The organism is Peribacillus sp. TH27 (genome assembly GCF_016650915.1).
In the GTDB taxonomy this organism is placed as follows: Bacteria; Bacillota; Bacilli; order Bacillales; family DSM-1321; genus Peribacillus; species Peribacillus butanolivorans.
The window spans coordinates 3,349,174-3,369,760 of sequence record NZ_JAEKEV010000002.1 but is presented as its reverse complement, the minus strand read 5'-3'; the positions used below and the strand labels follow the sequence as shown (position 1 = coordinate 3,369,760).

Below are 20,587 nucleotides of genomic sequence, written 5' to 3'. Positions count from 1 at the left end.
AAAATATCTTTTTGAAACTGTAAATAGAGGCTTGATCCAATGGAACAAGCCTCTAATACAGGCATTATATCATTCACTCGAAATAAAGTCTGTAAAATCCCCAAATTGATTATGGAGAAAATCCAAGGCTATATTTGGAACTATCCCGAAAAGGATGGTGCCTACTAGACAAATAATTATAACGGTGGACAGACCGGATCGAATTTTAATTACCTTGTCTGAATGAATGGGGCGGAAAAAGACTTGAACCAATAATCCAAAATAATACACATAGGACACAATTGTACCTGCAATCATGATCCCTGCAAGGACATAATGTCCAGGTTCAGTAATGAATGTTCCAAGAAAAATATTCAGTTTGCCGATGAACCCTGTCGTTCCAGGAATTCCAGCTAACGAGAGGATAAAGACAGTAAATGCTATGGCAAGGTAAGGAGATCTCCCCCCAAGCCCTGCCACAATACTTATGTCCTCTGAGCCACTTTGACTGGAAAGCAGTTGAATGACCGCAAATACGCCGATATTCATTAGTAAATATGCCAGTAAGTAAAACCAGACTGTATCCATCAAGAAGTAGCCACCGCCCATTGTCGCTACCGCTATAAGGAGGTAACCGGCATGGGCGATACTAGAAAAGGCAAATAACCGTTTTAAGTTTTGTTGTCTTAATGCAATTACATTTCCAATAATGATTGTCAAACCTGCCACAAAAGCTATATAGATATTATTTTTTTCCAAAAATTCGAGTGCTCCGAATGTATCACCGGGAGCGGTTAGAAACAGTGAAAGGAAGATGCGCAGGATAATGACGAATCCTGCAGTTTTCGAGATGACACTTAAAAAGGCAACAACAGGAGTAGGTGCTCCCTCATAGACATCCGGCGCCCACATATGAAACGGAGCAGCAGCAATCTTAAAGGATAAACCAACAAAAACCATGAAGAAAGCGAGACCCATAATGTATTGCAGCTGACCATCCGTCATAGCGGCCATCGTCCGGCTCATCTCCCCTAGATTTACCGAGCCGGTCACTCCATATAAATAGCTCATTCCGAACAAAGTAATTGCCGTGGAAATACCGCCGTTAATCACATATTTCATAGACGCTTCATTAGACTTTCGATTATGTTTACGTATTCCTACTAATATATAAGAAGAAAGTGAAAGTAGCTCTAGTCCAACAAACAAGGTTATCATATCACCGCTTGAGGTCATGATCATCGCCCCAAGCAATGCGGTCAGGAACAGATAATAAAATTCCCCGCGATGCTCCTGCAATCCCTCTTGGGGCTCGTAGCTTTCAGCAAGGAGGATGACAAGACCCGCTCCGAATAATAAGATTAGCTTAAATGCTTTTGCAAATGAATCTAAACGAAATGTATCGGATAAGATGCTTAAAGTCTCATAGGAAAATAAGCTAATCAGTGACAAAAATGCCAGAATAATTCCGGTTAACGCGAGCCATGCAAGTTTCCTTCGATTAAAATGCTTTGGCCAGAATAAATCCAATATCGAAAGAATCATGGCCGTTCCAAGGATGATGAATTCTGGCATCATCGCTCCCCAATTGTAAGAAAGCATTGTGTTCCAATCCATCCTTCATCGCCCCCCTAGCGCTAGCATCATGGCATCAATCGTTTCTTGAAGAGGCCCGCCTAATAGATTTGGGTACACCCCAACCGATATAATCAACCCGAGGAGTACCACGGTTGGCACAAACTCCAGCCCCTTAAGGTCATGTTTCTCTTTCTCTACCAAGCTATTACTTTTACCAAACGTTATCATCAGGACCGCTCTCAGCATATAGACAGCCGTTAAAACAAGTCCCAGAGCTCCGATTGCCCCAAACAATGGCTGACTCTTGAATAAGCCGAGAAATACCATAAATTCACTGATGAAGCCAGACATCCCAGGCAAACCGAGGGAAGCCATCCCGCCGGCTAACAAAAGTCCAGAAAATATTGGCATCGACTTTGTCAAGCCGCCAAGTTTATTAAACATGGTTGTACCCGTACGCTCATACAACACGGCAACCAAGAAAAACAACAAAGCAGCAATTAATCCATGTGAGATAACTTGAAAGATGGCTCCCTGAATACCCGATTCGTTCAAGGCCCCCAGCCCCATCATAACGATTCCCATATGCGAAACCGAGGAATATGCTAAAACGAGCTTGAAATCCGTTTGCACTAACGCTAAAAATGCACCATACAACAAGCTTAGGACTCCAAAAAGTACAACGATAAAGGCCAGGCTTTTATATTGTTCCGGGAAAATCCCCATTCCAAACCGGATGATTCCGTATGCCCCTATTTTCAAAAGGACACCTGCATGAATCATAACAATGGAGGGCGGTGCCTCGGCATGAACCCGCACCATCCAGCTGTGGAAGGGAAATACGGGCAGCTTAATCGCAAAAGCTATGATGAAGGCCAAACATAATCCATACTTCATCGAACCGGAAATTGGTGCAAAGAGCGAGACGCCGCCCATCGTCATCATCTGAGACAAAGCCGCAATATTCGTCGTTCCTGTCCGGGCAAACAAAATCAAAATAGCCACCAATAAAACCGCCGAACCAATGCCATTATAAATTAGGAAACTATAAGCTGCTTTCTCCTTCTCTAAAAATCCCCATCTCCCAATTAAAAAGAAAGTCGGAATCAAAGTCATTTCAAAAAAGATGAAAAAAAGAATTAAGTTTTCTGCTGTAAAGACACCGAGCATACCAATCTCTAAAATAAAAAATAAAAGGTAATACCCTTTCCACTCTTGTTTTATATAAATAGAAGCCATCGCTGCTAACGACGAAACGATTGTTGTCAGTAATATAAAGATGAGACTTAACCCATCCAGACCCAATTCAAAATTAACGGTAAACAATTTAGGGTCATACATCGCCAAATTTCCAAATCGGATCCAATTCATCTTGGTATCAAAGGAAGAGAGTGCCACACCCGAATAATATTGACTAAATAGAAATAACGAGAGAATAAGGGGAGGCAGTGTTCCAAAAAAACCGAATTGCTTGATTGTCCTTTCCTCTTTTTTCGGCATAATGGCAACCATTACAATGCCAAGTAGCGGAGAAAACACTAATAGTGAGAGCAAATAGACATTCATCTTAAATACCCCCCTGTTAACGCAAAGATGACCAATAGTACCGCGAGCCCAAGAAAGGCGATCATGCCATACTGCTGCACCTGTCCTGTTTGCAGTTTAGACCCTATTTTCCCTAGCCCCTCTATTGAACTTGTTACTGTTGAGATCAATCCCCCGACAATGAACTTTTCAATATAAGAAAGAAATAAACTAAAGACCTTAATTGCATAGCATACTGTAAAAAAGTAAATCTCATCAATAAAATACTTATTATCTAAAACTTTATATAATTTGGAGTTCTCTTTGAAGAGCCAGTCCCGGGGTATCTTCTTTTTAGCGTACATCATATAAGCAAGTAATATGCCAGCAAGCGATACAAACACGGCCATAAACATAATCCACACTGGTCCCTCATTATGGCTAGCACCAAGCAGCGTTTCATTTCCTTCGACTAGCCAATCACCAAGGAATGTTCCGAACCATGGGGTTTGAATATATCCACTAATCACAGCAAGCAACGCCAAAATAAACATAGGAAGTAACATGATTAAAGGTGATTCCTTAACCTGATTAACTGGACTTTGTGATTCTCCTGCAAATATCATGAAAAACAGGCGGAACATATAAAATGCGGTTAAAAAAGATGTAATCACCGCAAGTGTAAATAGGAGATAATCCCCATGCTCCCAGGCTGACATGAGAATTTCATCTTTACTGAAAAACCCTGACAGCAAGGGAAACCCCGATATCGCCAAAGTTCCAATCAAGAAAAGCGGTCCTGTCCAATTCAACCTTTTCCATAACCCACCCATTTTTTCTATGTTCTGTGTATGTATAGCATGAATTACACTTCCTGCTGCTAAAAACAGCAATGCTTTAAAAAAAGCATGAGTCATTAAATGAAACACCCCTGCTACATATCCAGCCGTACCTAAAGCTAGCATCATAAAGCCAAGTTGGGAGATCGTCGAATAGGCTAGCACACGCTTAACATCCTTTTGCACAAGAGCAATGCTTGCGGCAAAGATGGCTGTAAATCCACCCGTTACTGCTACGACGTGCATTGCTGTAACACTTGCCAGAAACAACGGAAACATAGTGGCTACCAAGTAAACTCCTGCTGCAACCATAGTTGCTGCGTGAATCAGTGCAGATACAGGAGTCGGACCTTCCATTGCATCAGGAAGCCAAGTGTGAAGAGGAAACTGTCCCGATTTCCCAACCGCACCGATAAAAATCAGAACACCAATCAACGTCAACCTTCCAACTGAAATCTCGCCAGCTTGAACAGCTTGAAAGATCTCTCCATATTCAAAGCTACCAGTTTCCCAGAATAGTAGAATAATGCCAATTAAAAGCCCTACATCACCTATTCTGGTCATAATAAAGGCCTTCTTCGCTGCCTTCTTTGCTTCTTGTTTATAAAAGTAAAACCCAATCAATAGGAAGGATCCAACCCCGACCAATTCCCAGAAGAAATAGAGTTGCAATAAATTGGGTGCCATGACAAGCCCAAGCATTGCAAAGGTGAAGAAACCAAGGTATGCATAGAAAATGGAGAATCGCTCTTCACCGTACATGTACCCCTTCGAGTAAATCTGGACAAGCAGGCTAACAAGTGAAACAATCACGAGCATCAAGGCATTAAGCTGATTGATTTCAAATCCTGCCGTAAGTTGCGTCCCACCGATGGAAAGCCAATCTATCGTTACTTTATAAGTAGGTTCTTTAAACCGTTCTATCAAGACAAGCAGCGATAAAATAAACGAAGCTAGCGTTAATAATATTCCTATATAGGCTCCTTGTTCTCGCCATCTCCTGCCTGATAGAAGCAGAACCAGAAACGTGACGAGTGGGAAGATCGGTATGAGCCAAGCATTCTCCATCATCGTATCAAATCCCCTTCTTCATTTATATAAACCTTCAATGCTTCATTGAATCCATTTCATCAACATTGACCGTCTTACGATTACGATAAAGGGCCATTAATATGGCCAGCCCAACAGCTGCCTCGGCTGCAGCAATTGTAATTGTAAATAATGAAAACACTTGACCAGTAATGGATGGCGTTACTCCAAATTTACTGAAAGCAACCAAATTGATATTCGCAGCGTTCAGCATCAGCTCAATGGAAATCAAAACAATGACCGCATTTCTTTTTACCAATGCGCCATACAGTCCAATACAAAATAAAACTAGTGCCAATACCAGATAAGCCGACAAGGGAACTCCTGTCATAATTGATCTCCCTCCTCATCCTTATCGTCTTTTTTTGCTAACACAATGGCACCTACTAAAGCAACAAGCAGGAGAACAGACATCACTTCAAATGGAATCACATATTTGGAAAACAGCTCAATGCCAATTTGTTTCGTATTTTCCTCATGCAAGGTCGTTGGCTGAACAGGTATATGCAGATTGTAAATACCTAGATAAACTGCCACAGCAAATCCAGCAACCGCTAGCAACAAAGAGAATTTTCCCCACCTCCCTTTTGACGGTTCTTCGCGTTCTTGATGTTTAGTCAGCATAATTCCAAACAACATCACGATCGTAATTGCCCCAGAATAGATTAAGATTTGTACGACTGCCACAAATTCTGCCGAGAGCAGCATATAAATGCCTGCAATGCTTAGAAATGTAAAGACAAGGGCAATTACCATGTGTACCACTTTTGTTAACGTAATTAGCAGCACACCGCCTAATATGGCGACGAATGCCAAACCCAAAAATGCAATTAATTCACCGGACAAACTCATACTTTATTCACCTTCCGGATATTTTCATCATTTTCATCCAGCCACTCCAGATTTTTAAATAACTGTTCACGGCTGTATTCCGCCAGTTCAAATTGATTCGTCATCACTATCGCTTCAGTAGGGCAAACCTCCGTACATAGATCACACAAAATACATATCTCAAAATTGATGTCATACGTATCGATGATTTTACCTTTTTTTGTTTGGTCCGGATGCTTTTTCCCTGTTAATTGTATACAATCTGTTGGACAAATCGTCACACATTGATTGCATACAATGCACTTCTCAGGATAGAATTTTTGTATTCCACGGAATCGATCAGGGAGCGGCGACGGCTCATTTGGGTAGTCGTAGGTCACTTTTTTCCGTGTCAAGTTCTTCAACGTATAGGTTAAACCTTTTGCTAAGCCAAGCATATTAACCCCTCGCTTTCTGATTAGCTTAAAGTTTTTTAAAAAAGTTTAAATAATTCTTTTAAAAGTGCAGTTAAAAATATATTAGCTAACGCAATCGGCAGCAGTACTTTCCAGCCGAACTCCATCAATTGGTCGGCCCTTATACGCGGAAAGGTTACACGAATCCAAACCAATACATAAAACACAGCACTAAACTTCAGTCCAAACCAGACAGCTGCCGGAATAAAATCCAGAAACGGTATAGAATTCCATCCCCCTAAAAATAATACAGTGGTTAATGTAGCCATTGCAAACATATACACATATTCCGACAACATAAAGAACGCCCAGCGAAATCCAGAGTATTCAACATGATAACCCGAAACGAGTTCAGATTCCGCTTCCGGAAGATCAAAAGGGACCCTGTTCAACTCAGCTACCGATGCAATAAAAAAAACTATAAACGCAATTGGTTGAAGAAAAATGAACCAAACCTTCTCCTGTGCAGCGACTATATCATTTAAGTTTAAGCTCCCTGTCAACAGGACTATCCCCACTAACGACATCACGAGCGGAATTTCATACGATATCATTTGCGCTGCCGCCCGCATTCCGCCAATCAAAGAGTATTTATTGTTGGATGCCCAGCCTGCCGTGACGATACCAATCGTCGTAATACCGGAAACCGCCATATAATACAATAGTCCGACACCTATATCGGCAAATTGAAATGCATCGGTAAATGGCAATGTAGCAAGGACCATGAAAGCTGGAGCAAAGGCGATTACCGGTGCCAATATATAAAGCGGCTTATCGGCTTTTTTTGGGATTGTATCTTCCTTGATTAAAAGCTTCAAAACATCGGCAACGGTCTGCAAAAGCCCCCATTTACCACCAATCTGATTTGGCCCCACCCGCAACTGCATGAACCCCATGATTTTTCGTTCAGAAAGAATACCATAGGTGACAAACCCTAAAACAACAAATAGGAGCAGCACAGCCAAGCCAAAAAAGATGCCAAAATTCAGTAGACTTGGCGTGGATTGAAGCAAATCCTGGATCATTTATCCATCCACCTCCCCTAATACAATATCGATGGCACCTAGTATCGTTATCAAGTTCGCCATATTTTCCCCTTCCAGTAACTTTGGAAGAATTTGCAGATTATAAAATGAAGGTCGGCGGAATTTTAACCGGTACGGCTCCTTTTTTCCCTCGCTTGCGATATAACAGCCGATTTCCCCTCTTGGTGATTCAATTCGGACAAAGGCCTCGCCTTTTGGTACCTTTATTATTTTCGGGACCTTAGCAATGATTGGTCCTTCGGCTGGAAACTGCTCAACCGCCTGCTCAAGGATTTTCAATGATTCTTCAATTTCCTCCATCCTGCAGTGATAGCGTGAAAAAGCATCGCCTTCTTCTCGGGTAGGAATATTAAATTGAAACCTGTTATAAATAGAATATGGTTCATTTTTTCTTAAATCCCATTTTACACCTGTACACCTTAAGTTTGCACCGCTTAGTGAGTACTGAAGCGCTTCTTCCTTCGAATAGGTGCCCACTCCCTTAACTCGGTTCACGAAGATTTCATTCCCTGTTACCAGCTCATGGTAACCAGCTAGCTGCTCCCTCATATAAGGAACAAACTCTGCCACCTTTTCAATCCAGTCTTCAGGAGCATCCCATTTCACACCTCCGACCCGCATATAATTAAATGTAAGTCGTGCACCTGACAATTCAGTCAATAAGTTAACGATCATTTCACGTTCACGAAAAGCATATAAAAAGGGGCTCGTCGCTCCAATATCAAGCAAATACGTTCCCCACCAAACAAGGTGACTCGCAACTCTGCCTAACTCCATTGCGATTACCCGCAAATACTCAGCCCTGTCGGGGATTTCAACCCCCATCATTGTTTCAACAGCATGACAAAGCACATAATTATTTGTCATAGCGGCCAGATAATCCAGTCGGTCGGTATAGGGAATAATCTGAGTATATTGTAGATCTTCCGCTAATTTTTCCGTACCGCGATGTAGATACCCTATGACAGGTGTAGCCTCTTTTATTATTTCACCATCGATTTTGATGACAAGCCGAAAAACACCATGTGTACTCGGATGCTGTGGCCCGACATTGAGAAGCATTTCTTCCGTCCGTAACATTGGGTTACACCTCCACATCATAAGGCTGATAATCTTTTCGAAGAGGATACCCAATCCAATCCTCACCAAGTAAAATCCGCTTTAAATCAGGGTGTCCCTGAAAGAGGATACCGAGTAAATCGTAGGCCTCACATTCAGGCCAATTTGCCCCCGACCATAAAGGGACTAATGAAGGAACAACTGGAGAATCCCTATCCAGCTTCACTTTCAAGGCAGCCGAATGATTCGTATTAAATGAATATAGGTGAACATAGATTTCCATATGAGTTTCAAAATCTGTTCCATGCAGTTCTGATAAATAGTGAAAGTTCAACTGTTCATCATATCGTAAAATTTTAGCTATTTGAAAATATGTATCTGGTTTAGCAACTAATGTGGGGACATCTTTTGATAGGTTATTAATATAGTAATCTGTTAGAGCACCTTGTCCCAAATTCCTTTCAATAGCCTGAACAATTTGATCGAGTATTGATTGGTTTGGTGAAGGTTCATCTGGGGTGTGAACTTCTGTACTCTCCTCTACTCTAGCCCTGGTCTTTGCAGCCGCGGCTGCTTTCGCTTTTGCAGCAGCAATGGCCTTAGCCTTTGCTTTTTCTGGATCCTCTTCTTTGCCCACTAATTCCTTTCTTTTGGCGAGAGCAGCAGCTTTTGCCTTTGCAGCAGCGGCGGCTTTTTGTTTCGCTACATCCATACTTCTTTCCGATTCTTCTATTCCACTTTCTTTTGATTGTTTTCGGGCGAGAGCGGCGGCTTTTGCCTTTGCAGCTGCGGCGGCTTTTTGTTTCGCTACATCCATATTTCCTTCCGATTCTTCTATTCCACTTTCTTTTGATTGTTTTCGGGCGAGAGCGGCGGCTTTTGCCTTTGCAGCTGCGGCGGCTTTTTGTTTCGCTACATCCATATTTCCTTCCGGTTTTCCTGTAACACTTTCTTTTGACTGCCTTCGGGCTAAAGCAACTGCTTTTGCCTTTGCAGCTGCGGCGGCTTTTTGTTTCGCTACATCCATATTTCCTTCCGGTTCTCCTGTAACACTTTCTTTTGACTGCCTTCGGGCTAAAGCAACTGCTTTTGCCTTTGCAGCTGCGGCGGCTTTTTGTTTCGCTACATTCATATTTCCTTCCCGTCCTTCTGTAACACTTTCTTTTGACTTTCTTCGGGCTAAAGCTGCGGCTTTTGCCTTTGCAGCTGCCTCTTTCTTTTGTTGCGCTAAATCCTGCTCTTCACTCATCTATATCACCCGCTTTCCAGTTTTCGCTTCGTAACGGATTTTTTCTTTTAATTTATTAATACCATAAATAAGTGCTGCTGGGTTTGGGGGGCACCCAGGGATATAAACATCAACAGGTACTATTTGATCTACCCCTTTGACAACCGAATATGATCGCACATATGGTCCTCCTGCAGTTGCACAAGACCCCATAGCAATAACCCATTTCGGCTCTGGCATTTGGTCGTACAATCTCCTTATTATCGGAGCCATTTTTTTCGTTACAGTGCCAGAAACAATCATGACATCCGATTGTCTAGGTGATGTCCGGAAAAAAGAACCAAAACGGTCCAAATCATAATGAGAGGAACCCACTCCCATCATTTCAATCGCACAGCATGCTAAACCAAAAGTCATTGGCCATAGGGAATTACTTCTTGCCCAGGCCTTTACTTGTTCAAGTGTGGATAAAAAAATACTGTGACGCAATTCTTCCATTTCTGCAGGAGTAAGGTCGTCTAATTTTAATTCCACTTTAACACCTTCTTTTTCCAAGCGTAGATTAGTCCTAATAAAAGGATAAGGACAAAAAATAACATTTCAATTAGCGCAAACAGCCCCAGCTCGTCGTAAGCTACTGCCCATGGGTAAAGGAAAACAGTTTCTACATCAAAAATGACGAACATCAAGCCAAATAAATAATACCTGACATTGAACTGAACTCTTGAATCCTGAAAAGGCTCGATCCCACTTTCATAAGTCGTGTATTTCATATCATTCGGTTTGTATGGTCTAAGCAGTCTTCCAATAAATAATGCGACTAAAGGTAGTAAAATGCCAAGACTAAGAAAAACAAATACAATTAAATAGTTATTTTGGTAAATATGCAGCTGTCCCATGTCCATCTCCCTTTATAGAGAAATCATGTTTAATAGGTGTATTTTTAACTTGCTTGTCTTCTTTTTTATTGGAATCTTGTTTTAAATATTTATGCAGTGCTACAATTTTTTAGAAGTAACGTGACAACGAGGGGGCAAGAAGTAATAAATGTAAGCGTATACATTATATCATCCAGAAATTAGTATGTCGATGAAGTAAGGGTTAATATGGAAAATACTTTACACTATAATTCGATATTTTTTATGAACTTTCAGCAGATTTTTTCATATTTCGACGTTCAAATGCAGAAATTATGAGTTTGTATGATAATAAGCTCTTTTAAAGGCAGTTTAGATTGCATGCCTAAAATAAAAAACACCAGGACTCTCTGCAATTAGAAAGTCCTGGTGTTTTGATTATATAAAATTATCGCATTTCTGCAATTTGAATCCGATTGATAGCACGTTTAAGCGATAAATCAGCTCTTTTGGCATCATTTGATCCATCATTGTTCTGCAATCTTTGTTCCGCACGTGCTTTTGCTGCTTGAGCGCGTGCAAGATCGATAGTTTCAGCTCTTTCAGCAGATTGAGCTAAAATGGTTACCACATCAGGGCGAACTTCTAAGAAGCCACCGTTTACAGCTACATAGTCTGTGTTGCTTCCATTTTTAAGACGGACAGCACCGATGGTTAGAGGAGCTACAGTTGGAACGTGTCCAGCCATAATTCCCAGCTCACCACTTTTAGCTTTAGTGCTTACCATTTCAACTTCTGCATCATATACTGGGCCATCGGGAGTAACAACATTGACTTTAATGGTCTTCATTTCATTCCCTCCTAGGTCCCTTTAATTAAGCCATTTCTTTTGCTTTAGCAATAACTTCTTCGATGCGACCAACTAGACGGAAAGCATCTTCAGGAAGTTCGTCGTATTTTCCAGCTAGGATATCTTTGAATCCTTGGACTGTTTCTTTAACTGGTACATAAGATCCTTTTTGACCAGTGAATTGTTCAGCCACGTGGAAGTTTTGTGACAAGAAGTTTTGAATTCTACGGGCACGAGCAACGATTACTTTTTCGTCTTCGCTTAACTCGTCCATACCCAAGATCGCAATAATATCTTGAAGTTCTTTATATTTCTGTAAAGTTGATTGAACTTGACGAGCTACTTTATAGTGCTCAGCTCCAACGACTTCTGGGCTAAGAGCACGAGAAGAAGAAGCCAATGGATCAACTGCTGGGTAGATACCCATTTCAGAAAGTTTACGCTCAAGGTTAGTTGTTGCATCTAAGTGAGCGAAAGTTGTAGCTGGAGCCGGATCCGTATAGTCATCGGCAGGTACATAGATCGCTTGAATAGATGTAACAGAACCTTTATTAGTTGATGTGATACGTTCTTGTAATTGACCCATTTCTGTAGCAAGGGTTGGTTGGTAACCTACCGCTGAAGGCATACGGCCTAGAAGGGCAGAAACCTCTGAACCTGCTTGAGTGAAACGGAAGATGTTATCGATGAAGAAAAGAACGTCTTGTCCTTGTTCGTCACGGAAATATTCAGCCATTGTCAAACCACTTAAAGCTACACGCATACGTGCACCTGGTGGCTCGTTCATTTGTCCGAATACCATAGCTGTTTTCTTAATAACACCAGAATCAGTCATCTCGTAGAAAAGGTCATTTCCTTCACGAGTACGCTCACCTACACCAGCGAATACTGAGATACCGCCGTGCTCTTGTGCGATGTTATTAATAAGTTCTTGGATAAGTACAGTTTTACCAACACCGGCACCACCGAAGAGACCGATTTTACCACCTTTGATGTAAGGTGCAAGTAAATCTACTACTTTAATACCAGTTTCAAGAATTTCAACTGATGTTGATAAGTCCTCAAAAGTTGGTGCTTGTCTGTGAATTGGATCACGACGTACTTCTGCTGTAAGTGGTTCAAATAGGTCAATATTTTCCCCTAATACGTTGAAAACGCGACCTAGAGTTACTTCACCTACAGGAACGGAAATTGGAGCTCCTGTATCAACAGTCTCTGCACCACGAGTTAAACCATCCGTGGAAGACATTGCTACAGTACGAACTGTATTATCACCTAGTTGAAGGGCTACTTCAAGAGTTAGTCCTGTACCAGACGCTGTATTTTCGATTCTTAACGCGTTATAGATCTTAGGAAGTTGTCCGTCTTCGAATTTCACGTCAACAACCGGACCCATAACTTGAGTAACGCGTCCTATATTCATCGTTTTCCCTCCTAACGTTGCTTATAACGACTATCAAATTTATGGAACGGCCAGCATATCGTCCGGGCCGGCCGCCCCTTTAATGATTTTATTCTAAAGCTGCTGCACCGCCGACAATTTCCGTGATTTCTTGAGTAATTGCGGCCTGACGTGCACGGTTATATTGCAATGAAAGTGAATCGATCAATTCTTTTGCATTATCGGTTGCATTTTTCATTGCAGTCATACGTGCAGAGTGCTCACTTGCTTTACCATCTAACAAAGCACCATAAATTAAACTTTCTGCGTACTGAGGTAGTAATACCTCAAGAATTTCTTCTGCATTAGGTTCAAATTCATAAGAAGTCAATGCTGCATTGGAAGTATTAAAGTCAGCTAACGGAAGGACTTGCTTTTCCGTTACATCCTGCTGGATTGGGCTGACATAATGGTTATAGTACATATAAAGCTCATCACACAGTTCATTTAGATACAAATTCACTGTTGATTTAGCAAGGGAGCTAATGTCAGCGAAAGACGGCTGATCAGGAACACCAATTACTTCAAGCTCTACGTGCATATTACGGCTGACAAAGAAATCACGGCCAACCCTTCCGATTGCGATAATGACGAACTCATCATTGGATTTATGGCGTTCAAGAATAGTTTTATGAACGTGGCGTAGGATACTACTGTTGTAGGCTCCTGCCAATCCTCGGTCCGATGTGATTACCAGGTAACCGGTTTTCTTTACTGGACGTGAGACAAGCATTGGATGAGATGCATCCGTACTTCCGTTCGCAATACTTGATACTACTTCTTGAATTTTTTCCATATATGGAACATATGCTTTAGCATTCGCTTCTGCACGGTTCATTTTAGAAGCAGATACCATCTGCATCGCTTTTGTAATTTGACTCGTCTTTTTCGTTGAAGTAATCCGAGACTTAATATCGCGTAAAGAGGCCATTCATTCTCACCACCCTTTATAAATTAGTTAGACCTTATTATTCAGAAATAACGAAATTCTTTTTGAACTCGTTAATTGCAGCAACGATAGCAGCGTCTTCAGGAAGACCTTTAGTTGTGCGAATGTGATCTAATAATTCTGGATGAGAACGATCTAGGAACACATAGTATTCTTCTTCAAAACGAAGGATATCCGATACTGGAATATCATCTAAATGACCTTTAGTTAATGCATAGAAAATCATGACTTGTTTTTCAACTTTAATTGGTTTGTTTAGATCTTGCTTAAGAACTTCAACTGTACGAGCACCACGGTTAAGTTTTGCTTGTGTAGCAGCATCAAGATCAGAACCGAATTGAGAGAATGCTTCCAATTCACGATAAGAAGCTAAGTCTAGACGTAATGTACCAGCAACTTTTTTCATCGCTTTAATTTGTGCAGATCCACCAACACGGGATACGGAAAGACCAGCGTTAATCGCAGGACGTACACCTGAGAAGAACAAATCAGATTGTAAGAAGATTTGTCCATCTGTGATGGAAATAACGTTTGTTGGAATGTAAGCAGAGATATCGCCTGCTTGTGTTTCAACAAATGGAAGCGCAGTGATTGAACCAGCACCTAAAGTGTCATTCAATTTAGCTGCACGCTCAAGTAAGCGGGAGTGCAAGTAGAATACATCCCCAGGGAAAGCTTCACGACCTGGAGGACGGCGAAGCAGCAAGGAAAGTTCACGGTATGCTGATGCTTGTTTAGAAAGATCATCATAAACCACTAAAACGTGCTTGCCAGCAAACATAAACTCTTCACCCATAGTCACACCAGCATATGGAGCTAGGTATAAAAGTGGTGCTGGTTGAGAAGCTGATGCAGATACAACGATTGTGTAATCTAATGCACCATTTTTACGTAGTGTTTCAACTGTTCCACGAACTGTTGATTCTTTTTGTCCAATAGCAACATAAATACAGATCATGTTTTGGTCAGCTTGGTTAAGGATTGTATCGATCGCAACTGATGTTTTACCAGTTTGACGGTCGCCAATGATTAACTCACGTTGTCCACGTCCGATTGGAACTAGAGCATCGATAGCTTTAATCCCTGTTTGTAATGGTTCATGAACAGATTTACGGTCCATAACACCTGTAGCAGGGCTTTCGATTGGACGAGTTTTTGTTGTAGCGATTGGGCCAAGACCATCTAATGGCTGTCCAAGCGGATTTACAACACGTCCGATTAATTCTTCTCCAACTGGAACTTCCATGATTCTTCCTGTACGGCGTACTTCACTGCCTTCTTGAATGTCTCTGAAAGGTCCAAGAATAACAACACCTACGTTATTTTGCTCAAGGTTTTGTGCTAAACCCATTGAACCATTGGAAAATTCTAAGAGCTCCCCAGACATTGCATTATCTAAACCATGAACGCGTGCGATACCATCACCAACAGTGATAACTGTACCTACATCGCTTACTTTAATTTCCGACTGATAGTTTTCAATCTGCTTTTTAATCAGCGCACTGATTTCTTCAGCTTTGATGCTCATGAATTTCACCCCTATCTGTGAATATTAACCTAATAGTTGTTTGCTAAGACGACCAAGCTTACCGCTAATCGTTCCGTCATATATGCGGTTACCGATTTGAAGTTTGATGCCGCCAAGAATATTGGTATCCGTAATATTAGTAATGCGTAAATTTCTTTTACCGATTTTTGCAGCAAAAGATGAAGACACAGCTTCCATTTCTGATTCAGTCAATGGACGAACTGTATAGACAGTTGCATCCGCAACTGAGTTTTCTTCATTCGCAAGTTCAATAAACTCTTGTGCCATAGCAGTCACTTCATCTGTACGATGACGCTCTACCATTAACATTACTGTGTTTTGAACGGAAGAAGAAAGGCTTGCAAATGCATTTGCAATCAAAGCACTTTTTGCATCTTTAGTCATTTTAGGATGAGCTAAGAAGCTTAATAGCTCATTATCATTTGTAAAAACTTCATTCACTATGCGAAGCTCTTCTTCAAGTTGGTTAATGAGATTTTGCTCTTTCGCAATTTGGAAAAGGGCAACGGCATAACGCTTTGCTACTGTTATATCGCTCATTTCCCTTCTCCTGCCTCTTGAATGTAGTCATTAATCAATTGCTCTTGATCAGCTTCAGATAGTTCTTTTTCAATTACTTTAGAAGCAATAAGTACGGATAAAGATGCCACTTGCTCGCGTAGTGCTGTAATAGCTTTTTCTTTTTCCTGTACAATTTCACGCTTCGCTGATTCTTTAACACGTTCAGCTTCAAGACGTGCTTGATTCACGATATCTTCACGCTGCGCTTCACCTTGAAGTTTTGCGTTTTCTATAAGTTGTCCCGCTTCAGTGCGAGATTGTTTTACGATTTCACGTTGTTCTTCTAAATATTTAAGTGCTTCTTGTCTGCTAGCTTCCGCTGCTTGAATTTCATTTGCAACATGTTCTTCACGTTGAGTCATGATGCCCATTAGAGGACCCCATGCAAATTTCTTCAGCAACGCTAACAAAATGATAAACATTACTAATTGGAATAACATGTCTCCGCCATTAAAGCCGTCTACAGTTGACCCAAGTACAAAGCTGCTTGTTAACACGCTTGGTTCACTCCCTTCACGAGTTTCACTTCTTAAAGCGTTCATTTTTATGAACTTTTAGAAAATTATGCTCTTAAACTGTATTAAAACAGGATTGTGGACATAAAGGAAAGGCGAAGGTTCACATGGAACGAACTTCGCCATTTTTGAACTTTTTAAAGGTTCTATTAACCACCATATACCATAAACGCAATTACTACCGCGATGATAGGCATCGCTTCAACTAAACCTACACCGATGAACATTGTTGTTTGAAGCATACCGCGAGCTTCTGGTTGACGAGCGATACCTTCTACTGTTCTTGAAACGATAAGACCATTACCAATACCTGCACCTAGTGCTGCTAAACCAATTGCAATTGCTGCTGCAAGAAGACCTACTGAACCTGTCATTATAAATATCCTCCTTAAATTGTATCAAAATTTTATTTTTTTAGTTCTAAATGAACTTATAATTAATGGTCGTCACTGACTTTATGAGACAGATAAACCATTGTTAACGTAACAAAGATAAACGCTTGTATACTACCGACGAAAATACTATAGCCTTGCCATACTAATGTAGGCACAATTGCACCAATAAATCCGGCAGGTCCACTAAATGCTAACGTCCCTGCTAATAAGCCTAGCAAAACTTCACCAGCATAAATATTACCATATAGACGCAGACCAAGTGTCAAGGAATTTGTAAATTCCTCTACTAGTGTCATTGGGTTTTTGTAAGCTTTAAAGTAACCCTTGGCGCCTTTCATTTTTATAGCATAGTAATGCGTTAAACCTAAAACCATGACTGCAAGAGTCAATGTGATAACTGGGTCGGCTGTTGGTGATTTCCACCAAAGCACACCATCGTAACTAATTGCAAATGGAAGACCGAGCATATTGGACACAAAAATGTACATTAGCAAAGTCATACCAAGCAGTTGAAACTGACCACCTGTTCTCCAGTCCATGTTACTATTAATAATACCCTTAACAAAATCCATAATCCATTCCATGAAATTCTGCATACCAGTTGGCTTCATTGCCAGCTTACGTGTACCAAGAACAGCAAGTAAGAACACAACAAGACTCGCAATTGTTATCATTAGGACATTACTTAAGTTAAAGGTTAGACCCATAAAATCGTGTAAGGGTGCTCCATGATTCAACTATATTCACCTCTCTTCCCCGCTATCGACGTATTAATTGGATGAAAAAATCTATAAAAATGACGATATAAGCTGTCATTAATCCCCATACAACACTAATCAGATGAAAATGCTCCGGAAATTCCAATGCAATGAGTACCGCTAGACCTGCGGATGCCATTCGTGTCATCGTTCCAAGAGATTTAGTTTTCTTTCCCTCATCAAGCGCCTGACTGAATTTTTTCATTTTCTGATTAATCAGCCATAAATTGTATAAACTCAAACTCGTACCCAGTATAAGCCCAGCAAAAACGGCTTGATAACTCGTAAGTCCCCATCCAACAACATAAACCGCCAGAAGAAAAATTATATATTTACTCTGCCTGTTGAACATGATTTTCATTTCTGGCATTTTTCATTTAATCTCCTGAGAAATATTTTCGAACTGAATGGAGCATTGCTTGTAAACCTAATGCAAGTCCACAAAGAAGGCCAATTACTAATAGCAGCGGTTCGAATCAAGGGTTCTGTCAAATCATCTTTCTAAAAAGAAGATACCGATCAAAACTGATCCGACTATTTGAGAAAGAATCGCTGACATCAAAGTCATAGCCATTAATAGACGGCAATTTATTTGACGAAAGTTGCATCCTCGCGGTTGAAATTTGGTGGAGGATAGAAAACATTTCATGCTGTAAAAATCTGCATGTTGGGCTCCTGAAAACCCTCTCATTTTACATCCTTAGTTAGCATACAATAGGCAAGAATCAATGTCAATGAGTGGTTAGTGAAATTTGTCACAGGTTTGTAATTATTAACGAATTGTTCACAAATTATCTTTTTAATACTATTGACATACGTTTTATTTTACTTATTGTCATTTCTTCACTCAATAAGTAACGTCTTTTCTATCCGATCTTCCCTTCCATTCCTTCTTGCAAATATTATTGCTTTATATACGCCTTTAGGCGGCAAGTCTTTTCTAAATATATTTTTTTTGGTCAAACCTGAGGGTGCTGGTTTCGACCAATCCATATATCCGGCAAATTTTAAGGTGTCTGCGTCATAAAGAGCAATCCCGAATTCTTCAGCTCCTCGAGGTAGATACATCTCGTATCGATAAGTGCCGGCCTGGTCGCCTTGGCCGAATTCAAACCCCATTACTCTTGGATAATCCGGTTCTTCTTTAACGTATAAATAAGGGAGTGAAATTTTTTTACTTCCTTCCATTATAATTAGGTACCCATCATAAACCCCCTTCTTGAGTTCGGACGGGTTTACTTGAAGTCCCACATCGATTGCTTTCTTTTCACTTGGATTTAAAGTAATCGATTTCGGCAAATCCCAAATGAGTCCCTTCTCTTTTAATGGGACAATAAAAGAGTACCTCCTAATCTTCTTTCCTGTATTTTCAAGGACAATCGGTTCATGATGCTCTTCAATTCCTTCTTTTTTTGTATACATTCCAAATGACAAAGAACTTGGATACAGCAGTGTGTCTGCTTTTAATGCTTCAGCAACCTGGATGCGGCCAGCTCCCTGTTCATATGTGTGATACAGTTGATGTGCCGTTTTACTTAATGGCTTAGAAGTACTCATCAAGGCTGACTTTACTTGATCAGGAGTCCACTCCGGATGCTTTTGTAAAATTAAAGCGCACGCACCTGCAACATGCGGGGCAGACATACTTGTGCCAGCTAAGGACATATATCCCTTAGGAATGGTGCTTTCAATCTCAACTCCAGGCGCTAACACGTCTGGCTTAATCCCCCAAGATACCGTTACCGGTCCCCTCGAGCTAAAATCAGCCAGTCTATCTTGCTCCTTCTTATATACAAAATGAACTTTTTCGTGTTTTTTTTGATCCACAAATTTCTTAAGTCGTAATCCATCTCTTCTATTAATAGAAGCAACTGGTATGTTCATCTCTTTTTCTAAGCTTCCGGTAAAGGTTCCGCTCGTATTGTTATATATAATTACCGCTTTCGCTCCTGCCTTTTCAGCATTGGATACTTTCTCCTGAAAGGTAAGTGTGCCACGCTCAAGTAACACGATTTTATCTTTAACATGTTTTAGCTCATTTTCATTTCCGATATTTCCATAAATTACTTCCTCCGAAAAAGTTAAGTTCCACTTCTTAGAGCCTTGAAATAGAGTCAAATAAGATTGATACTTTTTTGACCCAAGTCCGTAAACCATATATGGAACCTTCAACGGAGGAGTTGACGCTCCTACCGAAATCGCTTTTTCTGCTGTCCCAGGCGAACCCACAGTCCAAACAGCCGGCCCAGAATTACCGTTTGATGTGACAGCAACGATTCCGCTTTCCACCGCTTTATTTAAAGCTAGCGAAATAGGTAAATCAGGGCCATTGACATTGTTCCCAAGAGAAAGGTTTAAAACATCTACCTTATCTTTCATTGCTGACTCAATAGCCGTCAAGACTTGCTCAGTATCTCCTGCACCTCCTGGCCCCAATGCCCGATATGCATAAATCTCTGCTTCTGGAGCGACGCCCATCATTTTTCCATTAGCTGCAATAATACCCGCAACATGGGTTCCATGTATTGTATCTAAACCTCCCATGTTCTTCGTTTCCATCGGGTCTTCATCACTATCAACTAAATCTTTTCCTCCTTTATAATTACGCTGCAAATCTGGATGTGTATAATCAATCCCTGTATCGATAATCCCTACTTTTACTCCTTTCCCGGTTATCCGGTGATTCTTTTTATCAAAGAAACTCCTCACCCTGTCTCCTCCAATGAAAGGGACACTTTCATCTAGCAAGGCATGATACATAGATACTTCAGTAACAGCTTGAATCGCACTCTCCTTCTTAAGTTGTTCAATTTCATTCTTTTTCCCATATACAGAAAATCCATCAAGGGCAACCGTATAAATATTACGTAAATGAAGGGATGGATACTTTTCAAGCAGCTTATTAATCTTTTCTTGTGAAATCGGGTTTTCCATCGTGACAACAACCGTTACTTTCTTAGATTCAGATAACTTTGGTAATGGCGGCAGAATGACAGAGGCTAATACTTTTTCATTTGAGAAAAAAAATATTAAAAGGAAAACAGACAATATAAAAGATATCTTTCTCAACATAATCATCCCCTT

The 20,587-nt window shown here is 40.7% G+C and carries 21 protein-coding genes and 1 pseudogene; all 22 read right to left on the bottom strand.

What is annotated here, in order from left to right:
* Positions 1-69: 69 nt before the first annotated feature.
* A complete protein-coding gene (nuoN, locus tag JFU24_RS17610; RefSeq protein WP_201250238.1) occupies positions 70-1,596 on the bottom strand; it encodes an NADH-quinone oxidoreductase subunit NuoN in 1,527 nt (508 codons plus the stop codon).
* A gap of 3 nt (positions 1,597-1,599) precedes the next feature.
* Positions 1,600-3,123 (bottom strand): complex I subunit 4 family protein, encoded by a 1,524-nt coding sequence (locus tag JFU24_RS17605; protein WP_201187462.1) that lies wholly within the window; start codon positions 3,121-3,123, stop codon positions 1,600-1,602.
* Positions 3,120-4,991, bottom strand: coding sequence for an NADH-quinone oxidoreductase subunit L (gene nuoL, locus JFU24_RS17600; protein ID WP_201250237.1), 1,872 nt, complete (start codon positions 4,989-4,991; stop codon positions 3,120-3,122). Before nuoL ends, JFU24_RS17605 begins: the two co-directional genes overlap by 4 nt.
* A 34-nt stretch (positions 4,992-5,025) precedes the next feature.
* Positions 5,026-5,340: an NADH-quinone oxidoreductase subunit NuoK gene (nuoK, locus tag JFU24_RS17595; RefSeq protein ID WP_056524221.1), complete on the bottom strand. Its 315-nt coding sequence runs from the start codon at positions 5,338-5,340 to the stop codon at positions 5,026-5,028.
* On the bottom strand, positions 5,337-5,861 hold the full coding sequence (locus JFU24_RS17590) for an NADH-quinone oxidoreductase subunit J (RefSeq protein ID WP_201187466.1): 525 nt from the start codon (positions 5,859-5,861) through the stop codon (positions 5,337-5,339). The genes nuoK and JFU24_RS17590 overlap by 4 nt, the downstream gene beginning before the upstream one ends.
* Positions 5,858-6,277, bottom strand: a complete 420-nt coding sequence (nuoI, locus tag JFU24_RS17585) for an NADH-quinone oxidoreductase subunit NuoI (protein WP_201250236.1) — start codon at positions 6,275-6,277, stop codon at positions 5,858-5,860. Before nuoI ends, JFU24_RS17590 begins: the two co-directional genes overlap by 4 nt.
* 35 nt (positions 6,278-6,312) lie before the next feature.
* A complete protein-coding gene (nuoH, locus tag JFU24_RS17580) occupies positions 6,313-7,320 on the bottom strand; it encodes an NADH-quinone oxidoreductase subunit NuoH (RefSeq protein WP_053348493.1) in 1,008 nt (335 codons plus the stop codon).
* Positions 7,321-8,421, bottom strand: coding sequence for an NADH-quinone oxidoreductase subunit D (locus JFU24_RS17575; RefSeq protein WP_098177153.1), 1,101 nt, complete (start codon positions 8,419-8,421; stop codon positions 7,321-7,323).
* A gap of 4 nt (positions 8,422-8,425) precedes the next feature.
* Complete coding sequence (locus JFU24_RS17570; protein ID WP_201250235.1) at positions 8,426-9,649, bottom strand: NADH-quinone oxidoreductase subunit C; 1,224 nt, start codon at positions 9,647-9,649, stop codon at positions 8,426-8,428.
* Positions 9,650-10,126, bottom strand: a complete 477-nt coding sequence (locus tag JFU24_RS17565) for a NuoB/complex I 20 kDa subunit family protein (RefSeq protein ID WP_176527554.1) — start codon at positions 10,124-10,126, stop codon at positions 9,650-9,652. It lies immediately after the preceding gene.
* Between the two features lie 26 nt (positions 10,127-10,152).
* A complete protein-coding gene (locus JFU24_RS17560) occupies positions 10,153-10,527 on the bottom strand; it encodes an NADH-quinone oxidoreductase subunit A (protein WP_201222606.1) in 375 nt (124 codons plus the stop codon).
* A 406-nt stretch (positions 10,528-10,933) separates the two neighbouring features.
* A complete protein-coding gene (locus JFU24_RS17555) occupies positions 10,934-11,335 on the bottom strand; it encodes a F0F1 ATP synthase subunit epsilon (RefSeq protein WP_201187472.1) in 402 nt (133 codons plus the stop codon).
* 25 nt (positions 11,336-11,360) lie between these two features.
* Positions 11,361-12,758: a F0F1 ATP synthase subunit beta gene (atpD, locus tag JFU24_RS17550; RefSeq protein WP_201187474.1), complete on the bottom strand. Its 1,398-nt coding sequence runs from the start codon at positions 12,756-12,758 to the stop codon at positions 11,361-11,363.
* A gap of 88 nt (positions 12,759-12,846) precedes the next feature.
* A complete protein-coding gene (locus JFU24_RS17545) occupies positions 12,847-13,707 on the bottom strand; it encodes a F0F1 ATP synthase subunit gamma (RefSeq protein ID WP_201187476.1) in 861 nt (286 codons plus the stop codon).
* 37 nt (positions 13,708-13,744) lie between these two features.
* Positions 13,745-15,253: a F0F1 ATP synthase subunit alpha gene (gene atpA / locus JFU24_RS17540; protein WP_053348485.1), complete on the bottom strand. Its 1,509-nt coding sequence runs from the start codon at positions 15,251-15,253 to the stop codon at positions 13,745-13,747.
* A 24-nt stretch (positions 15,254-15,277) separates the two neighbouring features.
* Positions 15,278-15,814, bottom strand: a complete 537-nt coding sequence (locus JFU24_RS17535; RefSeq protein WP_053348484.1) for a F0F1 ATP synthase subunit delta — start codon at positions 15,812-15,814, stop codon at positions 15,278-15,280.
* Positions 15,811-16,332, bottom strand: a complete 522-nt coding sequence (gene atpF, locus JFU24_RS17530) for a F0F1 ATP synthase subunit B (RefSeq protein ID WP_201250932.1) — start codon at positions 16,330-16,332, stop codon at positions 15,811-15,813. Before atpF ends, JFU24_RS17535 begins: the two co-directional genes overlap by 4 nt.
* Before the next feature lie 167 nt (positions 16,333-16,499).
* Positions 16,500-16,724: a F0F1 ATP synthase subunit C gene (atpE, locus tag JFU24_RS17525; RefSeq protein ID WP_048685857.1), complete on the bottom strand. Its 225-nt coding sequence runs from the start codon at positions 16,722-16,724 to the stop codon at positions 16,500-16,502.
* 62 nt (positions 16,725-16,786) lie between these two features.
* Positions 16,787-17,482 carry a F0F1 ATP synthase subunit A gene (gene atpB, locus JFU24_RS17520; protein WP_201250234.1) on the bottom strand — a complete coding sequence of 232 codons (696 nt, stop codon included), beginning with the start codon at positions 17,480-17,482 and terminating at the stop codon, positions 16,787-16,789.
* 22 nt (positions 17,483-17,504) lie between these two features.
* On the bottom strand, positions 17,505-17,873 hold the full coding sequence (locus JFU24_RS17515; protein ID WP_048685860.1) for an ATP synthase subunit I: 369 nt from the start codon (positions 17,871-17,873) through the stop codon (positions 17,505-17,507).
* 7 nt (positions 17,874-17,880) lie between these two features.
* Positions 17,881-18,071, bottom strand: a pseudogene (locus tag JFU24_RS30360) (AtpZ/AtpI family protein).
* A 275-nt stretch (positions 18,072-18,346) separates the two neighbouring features.
* Entirely contained in the window at positions 18,347-20,575 is a 2,229-nt protein-coding gene (locus tag JFU24_RS17510) for a S8 family serine peptidase (protein ID WP_201250233.1), read from the bottom strand.
* Positions 20,576-20,587 lie beyond the last annotated feature (12 nt).